13 protein-coding genes are annotated in these 13,437 nt (G+C 64.4%); 4 read left to right on the top strand and 9 right to left on the bottom strand.

The features are described from left to right. Positions 1–7 precede the first annotated feature (7 nt). Positions 8–1,663 (top strand): amidohydrolase, encoded by a 1,656-nt coding sequence (locus AC6CHP_RS05690; protein WP_498228514.1) that lies wholly within the window; start codon positions 8–10, stop codon positions 1,661–1,663. Positions 1,664–1,757: 94 nt separating this feature from the next. Continuing rightward, complete coding sequence (locus AC6CHP_RS05695; RefSeq protein ID WP_188729679.1) at positions 1,758–2,501, top strand: polyprenol monophosphomannose synthase; 744 nt, start codon at positions 1,758–1,760, stop codon at positions 2,499–2,501. Positions 2,502–2,611: 110 nt separating this feature from the next. On the opposite strand, the gene AC6CHP_RS05700 is transcribed toward AC6CHP_RS05695, so the two are convergent. The 5 genes from AC6CHP_RS05700 to AC6CHP_RS05720 all read right to left on the bottom strand — a co-directional run bounded on the left by AC6CHP_RS05700 (position 2,612) and on the right by AC6CHP_RS05720 (position 6,440). Continuing rightward, positions 2,612–2,959, bottom strand: a complete 348-nt coding sequence (locus tag AC6CHP_RS05700; protein WP_013600997.1) for an RNA polymerase-binding protein RbpA — start codon at positions 2,957–2,959, stop codon at positions 2,612–2,614. A gap of 260 nt (positions 2,960–3,219) precedes the next feature. Further along, the gene (locus AC6CHP_RS05705) at positions 3,220–4,161 is read right to left on the bottom strand and encodes an SPFH domain-containing protein (protein ID WP_188729678.1); all 942 of its coding nucleotides are present in this window, start codon (positions 4,159–4,161) and stop codon (positions 3,220–3,222) included. Between the two features lie 23 nt (positions 4,162–4,184). Beyond that, positions 4,185–4,658 (bottom strand): NfeD family protein, encoded by a 474-nt coding sequence (locus tag AC6CHP_RS05710; protein WP_498228835.1) that lies wholly within the window; start codon positions 4,656–4,658, stop codon positions 4,185–4,187. Between the two features lie 124 nt (positions 4,659–4,782). Next, positions 4,783–5,667, bottom strand: a complete 885-nt coding sequence (locus AC6CHP_RS05715) for a putative RNA methyltransferase (protein ID WP_498228517.1) — start codon at positions 5,665–5,667, stop codon at positions 4,783–4,785. A gap of 98 nt (positions 5,668–5,765) precedes the next feature. Next, on the bottom strand, positions 5,766–6,440 hold the full coding sequence (locus AC6CHP_RS05720; protein WP_498228519.1) for a peptide deformylase: 675 nt from the start codon (positions 6,438–6,440) through the stop codon (positions 5,766–5,768). A gap of 59 nt (positions 6,441–6,499) precedes the next feature. On the opposite strand from AC6CHP_RS05720, the gene AC6CHP_RS05725 reads away from it, so the two are divergent. Then, on the top strand, positions 6,500–6,922 hold the full coding sequence (locus tag AC6CHP_RS05725) for a nuclear transport factor 2 family protein (protein ID WP_498228521.1): 423 nt from the start codon (positions 6,500–6,502) through the stop codon (positions 6,920–6,922). Here the strand turns inward: AC6CHP_RS05725 and AC6CHP_RS05730 are convergent. From AC6CHP_RS05730 to AC6CHP_RS05745, 4 genes are all read right to left on the bottom strand, one after another. Beyond that, positions 6,919–8,094 carry an FAD-dependent oxidoreductase gene (locus tag AC6CHP_RS05730; protein ID WP_498228523.1) on the bottom strand — a complete coding sequence of 392 codons (1,176 nt, stop codon included), beginning with the start codon at positions 8,092–8,094 and terminating at the stop codon, positions 6,919–6,921. The two genes, AC6CHP_RS05725 and AC6CHP_RS05730, sit on opposite strands and share 4 nt — an antisense overlap. A 1-nt stretch (position 8,095) precedes the next feature. Next, complete coding sequence (locus AC6CHP_RS05735; RefSeq protein ID WP_498228524.1) at positions 8,096–8,791, bottom strand: class I SAM-dependent methyltransferase; 696 nt, start codon at positions 8,789–8,791, stop codon at positions 8,096–8,098. A 5-nt stretch (positions 8,792–8,796) separates the two neighbouring features. Next, positions 8,797–9,993, bottom strand: a complete 1,197-nt coding sequence (locus AC6CHP_RS05740; protein WP_498228525.1) for a type III polyketide synthase — start codon at positions 9,991–9,993, stop codon at positions 8,797–8,799. A gap of 495 nt (positions 9,994–10,488) precedes the next feature. Beyond that, positions 10,489–12,072, bottom strand: coding sequence for an alpha/beta hydrolase (locus AC6CHP_RS05745; protein WP_498228526.1), 1,584 nt, complete (start codon positions 12,070–12,072; stop codon positions 10,489–10,491). Positions 12,073–12,401: 329 nt separating this feature from the next. Here AC6CHP_RS05745 and AC6CHP_RS05750 point away from each other — a divergent pair, with 329 nt between their 5' ends. Beyond that, the gene (locus tag AC6CHP_RS05750) at positions 12,402–13,328 is read left to right on the top strand and encodes a M12 family metallopeptidase (protein WP_229675312.1); all 927 of its coding nucleotides are present in this window, start codon (positions 12,402–12,404) and stop codon (positions 13,326–13,328) included. Positions 13,329–13,437 lie beyond the last annotated feature (109 nt).

Raw genomic sequence — 13,437 nt, forward strand, 5'->3', positions numbered from 1 at the left:
GCCCCGTATGTCCCAACCTGAACCGCTGCCCGTCCCGCGCGCAAAAACAGTCCTTTACCGGAACGGCTCCGTCTACACCGCCGCCGACCCCTTTGCCACGGCAATGGTGGTGGACGGCGGCACGGTGGCCTGGGTGGGATCCGAACAGGCGGCCACCTCCATCGCGGACAGCTCCATGGAAATCATCGATCTCCGCGGAGCCCTCGTGGCGCCAGGGTTCGTGGACTCCCACATCCACCTGACCGAGACGGGCATCGCGCTGGACTCCCTCCGGCTGGGCGGAATACGGTCAGCCAGGGAGTTGCTCAATGCCGTGGCTGCTGTCCCCGGTGACGGGCCTGTCCTGGGCCACGGCTGGGACGAGACCGCCTGGCCGGACAGCAGCCTCCCCACCGCCGCGGAACTGGAGCGGGCATCAGCGGGACGGCCGGTGTACCTGTCCCGGGTGGACGTGCACTCGGCGCTGATTTCCGGGTCACTCGCCGCTGCGGCCGGAGTCAGTCAGTTGGACGGGTTCGACGGCGGCGCCAGGGTCCGCCGGGCCGCGCACACGGCCGCCCGGCAGGCAACCCGGCGCCAGCCCGAAGAAGCGTTGAAACGCCACCAGGCGCGGGCATTGTCCGAAGCTGCAACCAACGGTTACGTGGCAGTAGCGGAAATGGGGGCACCGCATATCGGCGGTGCGGAGGACCTCCGGCTCGCAGGGGCCTGGAACAGCGGCGCGCCCGGAACCGCAGGGGTCCCCGAGGTCCTGCCCTATTGGGGGGAACTGGCGTCCTCGGAAGAGGATGTCCGCAACCTCCTGGACCAGTTTGGCTTCGCGGTGCGGGGGCTCGCCGGCGACCTGAACATCGATGGCTCCGTGGGCTCCCGGACGGCTGCCCTGCGGTCCGGCTACAGCGATGCTCCTGAGGAGCAGGGCAACCTTTATCTCAGCGTGGAAGAGGCCGCGGCGCATCTGGCGGCGTGCTCGCTTGCCGGAGTCCAGGGTGGTTTCCACGTCATTGGCGACGCCGGGCTGGACGCCGCGCTGGACGCGCTGGAACTGGCAGCCAAGGAAGTGGGTGAGCAGCGGCTGCGCGCTGCCGGGCACCGCTTTGAACACGTGGAGATGGTTGATTCGGCCGCTGTCGAGGTGTTGTCCCGGTATGCCGTGACGGTCAGTGCCCAGCCGTCGTTTGACGCTGCCTGGGGAGTCCCGGGAGGTCTCTATGAGCAGAGGCTGGGGGAGCGGAGCCGGTCCATGAACCCGTTCGCCACCCTCTACGCAGCCGGGGTGCCCGTCTGCTTCGGCAGTGACAGCCCCGTGACGCCGCTGCGCCCCTGGTCCAGCGTGAGGGCGTGCCTGGAGCACCACAACGAGGATGAGCGGATCTCCGCCCGTGCCGCCTTCCTGGGCCACACGCGTGCGGGCTGGCGGGCAGCGAAGTACGCCGACCCGATGGCCGGCCAACTGGTACCGGGGGCCCCCGCGAGTTTCGCTGTGTGGGAGGTTGAGGAACTGATGGTCCAGGTCGCCGACGGGCGGGTCCAGTCCTGGAGCACCGACCCGCGGGCGCGAACGCCGCTGCTGCCTGCCCTGGATACCGGCAGTGATCCGGTGTGCCTGCAGACTGTCCGCAACGGCGTCGAACTTTACGCAAGCCCGGCGCTGCGGTCCTGACCGGAGCGCTGCCGTCCTATAATTGATAGTTGCGCCCTCCGCCGATCTGTTCGCAGCCGGGCGCACTGACCATTTCCCCCAGGAAAGGCCCCCTGTGCGAGTCCTCACCATCATTCCCACCTACAACGAACTGGAATCGCTGCCCAAGACCCTGCAGCGGCTTCGCGCGGCAGTTCCTGCGTCGGATGTCCTGGTGGTGGATGACAACAGCCCTGACGGTACCGGCCAGCTCGCGGACCGTTTCGCCGCTGAGGATTCCCAGGTTCATGTCCTGCACCGGAAGGGCAAGGAAGGGCTCGGAGCCGCGTACATTGCCGGCTTCAGGTGGGGCCTGGACGCCGGATATGACGTGCTGGTGGAGATGGACGCGGACGGTTCCCACCAGCCGGAGCAGCTTCCCCAGCTCCTGGAAGCTGTGGAGCAGGGCGCTGACCTTGCCATGGGCTCCCGCTGGGTTCCCGGCGGGAAGGTCGTGAACTGGCCGCTGTACCGCCAGGCCATTTCCCGGGTGGGAAGCACCTACGCCCGCCTCATGCTGGGGCTGAACATCAAGGATGTCACCGGCGGGTACCGCGCGTTCCGCAGAACAACGCTGGAGAAGCTCAACCTGGACCAGGTGGATTCCGTCGGCTACGGCTTCCAGGTGGACCTCGCCTTCCGTGTGGCCCGGATGGGACTTCGCATCGAGGAACGGCCCATCACTTTTGTTGAGCGGGAACTTGGAGCCTCCAAGATGAGCGGCAACATCGTGGTGGAAGCCATGATCAACGTCACCAAGTGGGGCCTGCAGGCACGCTGGAACACGCTGACCCGCAAGAAAGCAGCCGGCCGCCCCTAAGGCTGCAGCACCGCCGCTACGGCGGACAGCCGAACCAACAGAAAAGGGATCCGCCCCGCACGAAAGTGCAGGGCGGCTCCCTTTTCTGTCAGAGCAACAGGCCATAGCCTTTAGGCGGAGCGGCGCTCTCCGCGGCGTTCGCGCAGGATGGTCAGCCGGTCTTCGAGGATCTGCTCAAGCTCGGGCAGCGAGCGGCGTTCCAGGAGCATGTCCCAGTGGGTACGGACAGCTTTGTCGTTGCTGGTGTCGGGCCGTTCGCCATCAACCAGGAGCGCTTCCTTGCCGGTCTTGGAAACCCAGACAGGAGGAATTTCCGCCTCTGAGGAGAAGGTGACGAAGACCTGCTCGCCGTCCTCGCACCGGTACTCAACACGCTGGCGCGGAGCCGGCTCTACTCCGGACTCGGTCTCCATGCTCTGTGCACCAAGGCGCATGCCCCGCAGGCTGCGATCGCTCATGATTTCTCCCTCTGGTCGGTTCGCGGTGTACAACACCGCGCTAGCCGGTGGCGGCGAAGCGCCGCCGGACTACTGTGTGCTCTGTGCTGCATCTCTAGATTCAACGCATCGCGAAGCTTTGTTGTTCCAGCGGATCTGCTCCGGCCGGACAAATACACAATTATACCGGCATCCCGGTGGAACAGCCAAAAGGAGGGACCCGCCCTGAAGCGGATCCCTCCCTCACGGCCGGCCAGGATGCTGAATCCGGGCGCCGGGTTCTAGGGTTCGGACGGCTTGGCCCCTACTTCGTCGAACAGGCCGCCTGCGGATTCAGGGGTAGTCCCGCCCAGGGCGTTGCCGATTCCCTTGAGTGCCTCGCCGACCTCACTGGGAATGATCCACAGCTTGTTCGAGGAGCCCTCAGCCAGCTTGGGCAGTGTCTGCAGGTACTGGTAGGCCAGAAGCTTCTGATCAGGATTGCCCTTGTGGATGGCGTCGAAGACCTTCTGGATGGCCTGCGCTTCGCCGTCAGCACGGAGGATTGCCGCTTTGGCGTCACCTTCAGCTGCAAGGATCGAGGCCTGCCGCTGGCCCTCAGCGGTCAGGATGGCTGACTGCTTGGTTCCCTCGGCAGTCAGGATGGCCGCGCGCCGGTCGCGCTCGGCACGCATCTGCTTCTCCATCGAGTCCTGGATGGAGTGGGGCGGATCGATGGCCTTCAGCTCCACACGGGAAACCCGGATGCCCCACCGGCCGGTGGCTTCGTCCAGGACGCCGCGGAGCTGGCCGTTGATCTGGTCGCGGGAGGTGAGTGCCTCCTCCAGGTTCAGCCCGCCCACGACGTTACGCAAAGTGGTAGTGGTCAGTTGCTCAACGGCCTGGATGTAATTGGCAATCTCGTACGTTGCCGCGCGCGGATCAGTTACCTGGAAATAGACCACGGTGTCGATGGAGACCACCAGGTTGTCCTCTGTGATGACGGGCTGCGGCGGGAACGAAACCACCTGCTCACGAAGATCCAGCAGGGGCAGGAGCCGGTCAACGAAAGGTATCAGGATGGTCAGTCCCGGATTGAGGGTCCTTTGGTATTTGCCCAGCCGCTCAACTACTCCCGCGCGTGCCTGCGGAACGATCCGGACCGCACGGACCAGAACGATAATCACAAACACGATCAGGACCACCAGCACTATGGCGAGTGCGGCTCCTCCTGCGTTATCCATACATCTCCTTTTTCCCCAATTGTTCAGGCTGTATCAGGACGTGCTGTCGGTTCCGATGCCGCCGAGACGACGGCAGTGGCGCCGTCTATCGCGGCTACGACTACTTTTTGTCCGGCGGGAAGGACTCCCGCCGCAGAGCGTGCACTCCAGATGTCCCCGCCGATTTTCACCAGGCCGCTGTCGGACGAGACGGGTTCCATTACTACTGCCTGTTCGCCGATCAGGCGGTCCACGTTGGTCCGCTGCTCGGACGGCCCCTTCTTCAGGTGGGACAGGGCCACGGGCCGGACAAACGCAATCATGAGCAGGGAGACGACGCAGAAAACCACGATCTGGAGCCAGGGGTCCGCGCCGGCGAAATCCGCCACCATGGCGGCGAGGGTACCTCCGCCGAGCATGATGAAAAAAAGGTCAAGGGTGATCATCTCGATCACTGCAAAAGCGAGGAAAGCCGAGAGCCACAGTGCCCACCAGTTTTCGCCCAACCATTCGAACATCATGCTCCCCCTTCGCTACGGGAAGCCCCGTTTAGGGCCCGCCAGTAACTGTCCTTCCATCGTAGTGCTGGCGCCCGCCTTATGGGGGGCACTGCACTTTTGTGGGGGGATAGTGGCCAAGTCGTTACGCTGGCGAGGGTTCCGCGGGCCGGAAAACAGTGAGGCGGAACCTTGCCTCGGACTGGATTGTCTCGGGCTGGCTTTCAAGCCGGCCGGCGACGGCACTGATGTCAAGGTGGTGCCCTGCGGGTCCCATGAAGGCAAGGTCGGCTGCTTCCTTGCGGGTCAGCGATAAAGGAATATCGATGTCGAGGGTCTCCGCGACCGTGAAATGGGGGGCCATCGCCCCGGCCAGCCGGCTCTCCTTGTCTTCTTCGATTCCGAGCATGCCCGTGATGCCGGCGATGGAGCCAAGGTGCCCGGAACGTGGCGTGACCATCACCAGCCGGCCCGTTGGCCGCAGCACACGGGCGAACTCCGGGGCATTGCGCGGCGCGAAAATGACCGTGATGGCGTCCACCGAATTGTCGGCCACCGGCAGCGGCTGCCACACGTCCCAGACCAGGTTCAGTGCCTCGCCGTTGAGCCGGGCAGCACGCCGCAGGGCGAACTTGGAAATGTCCATGCCCACGGCGGCTACGCTCCGGCCTCCTGCGGCCGCGTGGTCCAGCAGGACCCGCAGGTAATGTCCGGTTCCGGTTCCCGAGTCCAGGACGACGGCGGGTTCCCTGGCCAGGCAGGGAACGACGGCGGCCGCTACGGCATCTGCGAGGGGCCGGTAGTGCCCGCCCGCCAGGAAGTTGAACCGGGCCTCCACCATCCCGGCAGTATCAGCCTCGAAAGCAGTGCCTTTGCCCACGAGCAGGTTGTAATAGCCCTGGCGGGCAGCGTCGAAGCTGTGCCCGGAGCCGCAGGCAAGGCGGGTCTGCCCCGAGGCATCCGGCCCCACCCGCTCCAACGGCTGAGAACACACTGGACACAGCAGCGGGAGGTCCGCGGGGGAAGGCATAGGCTCTATCTTAGGGCTGTCTACGGGCTGCCCGGCGGGCGGAGTCAAGGGTGCTGCGCCTGGCTGCCTTCGCCGTACCTGTGTCAGCCGTACCTTCATCAGGGGAGGGCGACGGGGCCGTCACCGAACCCAAGCCCCTCACGCGCTTTGCCGATTCCGGGCTCCGCCCAGCGGGCGGCGTACTCGGCGTTGCTGCTGAGCGAACGCAACTGGGCACGGTCAACGTAGAGAACGCCGTTCAGATGGTCTGTCTCGTGCTGCACGATCCGGGCCTGCCAGCCCGAGAACTCCCTCTGTACCCGTGAGCCATCCGGCGCATGGAATTCCAGCAGGACTTTTTCGGGCCGGGCAACAACTGCCTGCAGTCCGTTCAGGGAGAGGCACCCCTCGTAAAAGGAGGCCTGTTCCGTGCCCAACGGGGTGTACCGGGGGTTCAGGAGCGCCATGAAATCCAGGGGACTCCGCTTCCGCAGCGCTGCCGCCTCGGGGTCGACGTCGTAGTGGTCCTCAATGACGGCGATCTGGAGCGGTATGCCGAGCTGCGGCGCTGCCAGCCCCACGCCCGGAGCTTCATGCATCACCTGCCGCATGAGTTCGATGAGCCGGTCCAGCTGATCTGGCGACAGCTGTCCGTCACAAGCGGTGGCCCGCTGGCGCAGGGCGGGGTGGCCGGCCTGGACGATGGGCGGCAGCGTGCCCGCTGAGAGGAGCCGCTCCACAGCTTCCCTGATCTGTTCGTCGCTGAGGGTGGTTTCCGGCGGATTGTGGCTCATGCTGAAAAGCCTACTGGCGGTGTGGGATCCTGCCGGCCGGCCTGGGCTAGTGTCTTTCCATGGCTGAACACCACTCCGTGAGTACCCCTGCCCTGGACTGCGTCCTGGAATTCATCCGTGTCCTGGAAGCAGGCGGAGGATCCGCTGAGATCCGGCCTTTCCTGGCGGAGTCCTTCGTGCTGGTCGAAGCGCCGCACCTCCTGGCACCGGAGGGTTCCACCCGGACGCTGGCCTCTGTCCTTGCCGGTGCTGACCAGAGCTCGGAGGTGGTGTCGGACCAGGTGTTCAGCATCAGGCGCACCACCTGCGAAGGCGGGAGGGTGGCGGTGGAGGCGGACTGGTCGGCAACAGTCCTGCTGGACCTGCCGTACTGGGACAGGGGAGAGACCATCCGCGCCAGGACGTCGTCGGTCTTCGAGGTCAGGGACGGCAGGATTGTGAGCCAGGACAGCTACGACTGCTACTTTCGGGATGGTTCCTAACCGGCCTGCCCTTCCGGCGTTCGTGGCGGCTGCATGGTGAAGCGCCTGGCCGTCCACCGGTTAATGGCTGGAACCGAAGCGGCGGTGCCAATGGCCAGGTTTCGCAGCTGCAGGAAAGGTGACCGCAGGGGACGGCCCAGCATCATGTTGATTTCGGACTGGCGCCTGGCAACAACGGCGGCACGCAGCTGCTGGACCTCGAACTCTTTCAGTGCCCCTTCCACGGGCTCTCCCGCCACGCCCCGGCGGATCAGGGGCGACAGGGCCCGGGCAGCCATCCAGCCAAGGTTCATGCCCTGGCCGCCGATTGGGCTGATTTCGTGCGCAGCGTCCCCGATCAGCAGCGCCCGTCCCGCCACGGTGCTACGGGCCAGCGTGGACCGTACGCTGAATGCGCTCAGCATGGTGTTGGTCTGCACGTCCGGCATGATTCCCGTCCGCTGCAGCACCAGGCCGGCCAATCGATGGGCGTCTGCTGCCTCCGCCGGCTTGCCGAGCCGTACCACCCACCGCCGCAGACCGCCCGGCAGCGGGAATGACTCGACGATTCCCTCGGATTCAAGGAACAGGACTGCCATCTGCCCGTGGTGTCCGGAGTCCGCAAAGTCGCCCATCAGGTAATGGTCCGGATAGGCCTTGGTACAGACGGGCACGCCAAGCACCTTGCGCAGGTGCGACCTCGCGCCGTCGGCGGCGACCACAAAGGACGCCGTGACATCTCGCTGACCCTCCCCTCCAGCAGAAGGTTCGACGACGACGGCGGCCCGTGCGCCGTCGTCGTGCACTCCTGTGACCCTGACGCCCGTGACGATGGCCTCGCTGTCGAGGGCACGGACGCGATCCTCCAGGAGCTGTTCCGTCCGGTTCTGGGGGAGGGCCAGCACGAACGGGAAGGCCTCCGAAACGCCGTCGAAAGACATGGTCCCCACCGTTTTTCCGCCGCTGACCGCAAGGCCTGTACGGATCGGCACCCCCTCCTGCACCATGGCGGCGGCCAGTCGTACCTGGTCCAGCGCGTCGAGGGCAGGCGGGTGGATTCCGATGGCGCGGGTATGGATGTTCCGTTCAGTCCTCTGTTCGAGGATCCGGACCGAGACCCCCTCCTGGAGAAGTGCAGCGGCCAGGTACAGGCCCACCGGTCCGCCGCCAACGATCACCACATCTGTGGCCATGTCAGTTCCCCTGGAATTCGAGGACCTGGTGGAACGCGCTGCCGGCCCGGACGGTCCAACCCGGGGGAGCGAGGGCCTGGAGTTCCCCGCGCGAATAGCTCCGGCGGATGGAGGTCAGCCCGTCCGCGCGGATGAAGGAGTGGCGGAAAGGAAGTGCTGCAGCGCTGAACAGGGCATAGGCGGCCGGACTGCGGCGGAGGTCGTTGTGGAGCGCTGCTTTCCGGGCAAGCGTTTCTGAGTGTGCCAGCAGCTCCTGCAGCTGGCCGGCATCAAGGTGGTGGAGGACATGGTTCGAGATCACGAAGTCGTACTGCCTGCCCTCCTGTACAAGGTCGGTGCTGTGGGCCTGCCGGAAACTGACACTGGGAACGGCAGGCCTGCGGAGGGCGAAGGCGGCGGCGCGGGAATCCGGATCAATGCCCGTGATGTGGAGTGTGAGCCGGTCGCGTGCGGCCCAGCGCGCCAGCATGGTGGCGAGATCGCCGCCGCCCGAACCGATGTCCAGGAGCGTCGCCGGGCGGGAGGTGGCTGCAAGGAAGGGGCGCAGTTCCCGAATATACAGCCGCCGCCATCCGGACAGCACGCGGTTAACCACGGCAAACTGCCTGTACGTATTGTCCAGGGCCTCAGGGTCGCAGTCGGGCAGGTCCATGATCTCCGTGGCCCCGGCGTCGCGCTGCCGCAGCAGGAAGTCCACTGGGTTCAGGCCACCGGAACTTCCACCGCCAGCCGCTCCTGCCCGTTGTGCTCTTCCGGTACAGGGAGCGGGGCCTGCCGTAGTTTGGTGAACAGCGCGGTTTCCACCGTGAGCCCCGGGCCGAACGCCATGGAGCAGATCCGTTCGTCTCCCGGCTCGGGGGCCTGTTCCAGGACGCTTTTGATGACAAACAGGACTGTGGCGCTGCTCATGTTCCCGTAGTTCCTCAGGATTTCGCGGGCCGGGACCAGTTGTTCTTCCGTCAGGCCGAGCCGGGATTCGACCTTGTCCAGGATGCTCCGGCCACCCGGGTGGATGGCCCAATGGCGGATGGAGGAGTAGGGGAGTGCCGCGAGTTCCGGCTCCCGGGCCAGGAGCGGCTGGAGCGCACCAACGATGTGGTCATCAATGATGTGCGGAACGTAATTGCCCAGGACCATTTCGAATCCGTTGTCGCCGATGTTCCACGCCATGGAGTCTTCACCGACGGGAGTAAGGACGGTTTCGAAGTGATCCAGTTGCAGCAGGGCATTTTCCTCCGTGCCCGGCCTGGCTGTCACGACGGCGGCCGCGGCGCCGTCGGCGAACAGCGCCGATCCCATGATGGTGTCCGGATCGTTGGAGGTGCGCACGTGCAGCGAGCACAGTTCCGCGCAGACAACCAGGACTACCGCGGTGGGGTCGGCCTCGCAAAACAACTTGGCGGCCCGGAGGGCTGGAAAGGCCGCATAACAGCCCATGAAGCCGAGGTGGTAACGCTGGACGGCAGGATCCAGGCCGAGTTCCCGCACGATTTTGTAGTCAGGCCCGGGGTTGAAGAATCCGGTGCAGGAGACGGTTACCAGATGAGTTATGTCAAGTAAATCGAGTTCCGGGCAGGCCTCGACGGCGCCGCGGGCGGCGGCGACGAACAGTTTGGTTGCCTCGCGGCCGAAGATCTCGTTGCGCACTTTGGTGCTGGGATTCAGCAGCAGGCCCGTGGCGGCATCGTAAAACTGCGGGTCCTCAGCCTGGAAATCGTTGGTCATTTCCTCAACGGCAGTAAACCGGGTGTCGATGGCCGCCGCGTCGAAGCATGTGCCCACCAGGCGCGAACCGAGCCGGGTCAGTCCGGGCTGCGCCGCAAAAACGTCCCGGGCCTCGGACTGGATCAGCATTGTTTTCGGAACTGCAGTTTCAAGTGAACGCACGTAGACCGTCATTGGTTCATTCTTAGCGAGCGGCGGGATAAAGGCAACGGTGGACGGGGCGCTGACCTGCGGACTTGTTCGAGTGTTTCTTTGAGGCGTCCCGGTGGCGGATCCGGCCGCTTCCGGACTGACTGATGTAACGCCGATAATCTACATTATGTAAAGTAAAGCTTGGAAGCGGGCTGGGATGGACCGCCCCCGGCCAGTTGGCCTCCCCTGTTCCGGTGCCTTACGGCCATCGAGGGAACTCGCTCACACGACGTGACGTGGCCGAACGCAGCCCAAAGGCGACCGCGCCGTCGTAATGTCTCCGGGCCAATGAATGCCAACTGATCTTGCCACAGCAATGTTTTCGCCCGGGCGCCCTTTCCGGACACAGCGGGAACACCCAGGGGCGGCGCGCCTTCGAAAGTTCTGCGGGGGCCCGCCGCTCCCCCGCAGCCGTGTCTGCCGCGGGCTGGGGTGGCCTGCGCTTCGCGTTCGGTTTGCGTTCTGTTACGGGCCGGTCTAGAGGACCAGGGTCCGCGGAGTCACGGTCAGGTTGATTCCAGCATTGGCGCCCAGAAGGTCCTTCGCAAAATCCGGAACACCGATGTGCCCGCGCCAACGGCCGGGAGTATCGTCCATGTCCCGCAACTGGTCTTTGTCCTCGGGATTCCAGTCGCGGACAGCTGTGGGAATAGTGCTGTTCCAGGCCGCCCATGCTCTGGGCAGCGGCTTGTTTTTGCCCGGAGGTTCGATGTCGACAACCAGGGTGTCCTGCCAGTCCTCTGTTTGCTCCAAATGGTCATCAAAGAAGAAGTGTCCCTCCTTTTCCCTGATGGACATCAACCGCAGCATGAGCGCGTGACGGAGCCGGGGCACTTCCCTGCCGCCGACCCGTGGCCGCGGTGCTTTCGAGGAAAGGAAAGTAGTCAGCAGCGGCAACGGCGAGTCGATCGGGTCCCCTTCCTTCCAATGTTCGATCTGGACTGGACAGAAGTGGGCAGCACTCTGTTCGTGGACCATAACGGGCAGCCCCCGAATGGCCAGGCCCACGTCAAGCTGGAACTCGACCTCAGGCGGGGCCGCTTTCCCAACAGTAAAACCTGCCAGCTCAACTTCGATCTTGAGGTCGCCGAAGAGGAAGCGCTGAAGGTTCTGGTATCCCTCTTCCGAATTGACGATGCCGTAACGGCCGCTGTGGCTTCGGTGCACCACGGCCAGCGGCGCACCCTGGACAGCCGCGTTGTCTATCTGGACCAGGCCGTCGCTCCGGGCTCCTACCGCTTTGGACGACAGGCCCAAAGCGACGTCATAGTCGCCGGGATTGGAGCCTACAAGGCAGAACAGTTCATCCAGCGGAAAACCGTCGTCCGGCATCTGCGTTCCTACGAATGCCTTGCGCGTCAGTCTTCGCCTGAGCGCGGGCGGGGTGAGGTACTCATACATCCTGTCCGGTCCAAAAATGTCTGCCCCTTGAACACCAAGGACGTCACGGATTTTCTCAAGCAGGCCAAAGCCGACGGCGAAGCGGATTCCGCCATGCGGTGTGGCATAGGTGAACACCCGTGCCACGTACCTTGCCCCGGCGGCGGGGTCGATCTTGCCCTCTTCGGCGGCAAGGGTTTCCGGTATAACGCGCTGCAACAGCGAGCGGCAGATCAGCCCTCCCATCGAATGGGCCACCAGGAAAACCTTGGGGGCGCCGGTCTTCTCAAGCACGAGTTTGATCAGCTCAAACAGATCCCGGGCGGCGTCTTCGAAGGAGAAGCTCTCCCCTTCCTCTCCGAAGGTGTCCGCGGAGTCATCGTAAAACCGGTGGATCCAAACGGATGCCGGGTTCACGGAGCCGGAATCCACGCCGTTCAGGAAGGCCCACTGGTCGCCATGGACGGGCACCTCATACTTGTGGTCGGTGACAAGCCGCAGCATCGGGGACTCGAACTGGTGAAACTTTGCGCGCCCGTTGCCATCGGCACGGACATGGACGGAGCCCTGGCTGAACCCGTAAAACGGGTCATCCACTGCATTGTTGATGGCAGAGCCTGTCCCGGCAAAACCGCGGACGTAAATCACCGGCAGCCTGCCATCATCGCCGGGGAATCCCATGCCTCGTCCCTCCTGCACCAAAGAACCCGAATCATTTTTCACTAAGAGGTGCTGGCTCCTGTTCTGGGCAAGTGGACCACTTGAGCCGTTACCGGGACGTTACGGCGCTGCCCTTTTCCTTGCACCAGGGGCCTGCAGTCCGTGATAACGCGGCCGTAACGGCACCGCAGTGTACTGGTCTGAGGTGACCAGCTTTCGAGGAGCCAGCCATGGATGACCAAGTAGTCGTGAATGACCAGCCAGTTGGGCCCCACTGTGACGTAAAGCCCCAAACCCGTCCGGTTCTCCGTCCGGATCTGTCGACCCGCAGAGAGCGCCTCATCCGCCTGTTGAGGCTCAAATGGGTCAACGGCACTGTGCTGCACTACTGGTTCCTGGCCGCGCCAGCGCCACAAAAGGAAGCAGTCCGCAAAGCCTTCAAGGAATGGAAGGACCTGGGCATCGGCCTGGAATTCTCAGAAGTGGCAGACCGCAGCGAGGCGGAAGTACGGATCGCCTTTGACCAGGGCGACGGCTCATGGTCCTACGTCGGGCGGGACGTCCTGGGCATTAGCGCGAATGAGCCCACCATGAATTTCGGCTGGGATCTCACCGACGATTACGGCCGCACCACGGCCCTGCACGAGATCGGCCACACCCTGGGCCTGCCGCACGAACACCAGAACCCCTTCTCCGGTATCGTCTGGGACGAAGCGAAGGTGTACGAATATTTCGGCGGCGCGCCCAACCACTGGCCGCCGGAGCAGACACTGCACAATGTCCTCCGGAAAATCGATACCAGTGAGGTCGACGGGTCCTCCTGGGATCCTGAGTCGGTCATGGAGTACTGGTTCCCCGCCGGACTGATCAAGGAACCTGCCCGTTTCCAGTCGGGGCTTAATCCGCCGGGAGGCCTGTCCACCGCAGACAAGGAGTGGGTGCGGAAATTCTTTCCCGCCCTGCACCCCACGCTGCCCGTTCTCCAGCCCTTTCAATCGGTGCCGCTCTCACTGGTCCCCGGCGGCCAGGCTGACTTTGCGCTGGAGCCCCAGGCCTCGCGCAAATACGAGATAAGCACCTTTGGCGCAGCCGATACCGTGCTGGTCCTGTTCGAGGAAGTGCAGGGCGAGTTGCGCTTCGTCGGCGGGGACGATGACAGCGGAGAAGACCGGAACTCACGGGTCTCCGCAAAGCTGTTCCAGGGCAGGCGGTACGTCGTGCGTGTCCGCCTGTACTGGGCCGGCGAGTCCGGCCAGTCTGCTGTCATGCACTGGTGACCGCGCCGGCCATTCTTGCGCAAAAATTTCGGAAACGCGAGCCAACTCCTGATTTTCCTCCAGCAAGATCAGAACACCTGAATACGCATCCCGCCAGGGAGAACCAGCT

The organism is Pseudarthrobacter sp. GQ63 (assembly GCF_059758765.1).

What these genes read in the sequence shown, in the direction of transcription:
- AC6CHP_RS05690 (WP_498228514.1), top strand. Translation starts at nt 8, where the DNA reads ATGTCCCAACCTGAACCGCTGCCCGTCCCGCGCGCAAAAACAGTCCTT.
- AC6CHP_RS05700 (WP_013600997.1), bottom strand. Translation starts at nt 2,959, where the DNA reads ATGAGCGATCGCAGCCTGCGGGGCATGCGCCTTGGTGCACAGAGCATG.
- AC6CHP_RS05705 (WP_188729678.1), bottom strand. Translation starts at nt 4,161, where the DNA reads ATGGATAACGCAGGAGGAGCCGCACTCGCCATAGTGCTGGTGGTCCTG.
- AC6CHP_RS05710 (WP_498228835.1), bottom strand. Translation starts at nt 4,658, where the DNA reads ATGTTCGAATGGTTGGGCGAAAACTGGTGGGCACTGTGGCTCTCGGCT.
- AC6CHP_RS05715 (WP_498228517.1), bottom strand. Translation starts at nt 5,667, where the DNA reads ATGCCTTCCCCCGCGGACCTCCCGCTGCTGTGTCCAGTGTGTTCTCAG.
- AC6CHP_RS05720 (WP_498228519.1), bottom strand. Translation starts at nt 6,440, where the DNA reads ATGAGCCACAATCCGCCGGAAACCACCCTCAGCGACGAACAGATCAGG.
- AC6CHP_RS05725 (WP_498228521.1), top strand. Translation starts at nt 6,500, where the DNA reads ATGGCTGAACACCACTCCGTGAGTACCCCTGCCCTGGACTGCGTCCTG.
- AC6CHP_RS05730 (WP_498228523.1), bottom strand. Translation starts at nt 8,094, where the DNA reads ATGGCCACAGATGTGGTGATCGTTGGCGGCGGACCGGTGGGCCTGTAC.
- AC6CHP_RS05740 (WP_498228525.1), bottom strand. Translation starts at nt 9,993, where the DNA reads ATGACGGTCTACGTGCGTTCACTTGAAACTGCAGTTCCGAAAACAATG.
- AC6CHP_RS05745 (WP_498228526.1), bottom strand. Translation starts at nt 12,072, where the DNA reads ATGGGATTCCCCGGCGATGATGGCAGGCTGCCGGTGATTTACGTCCGC.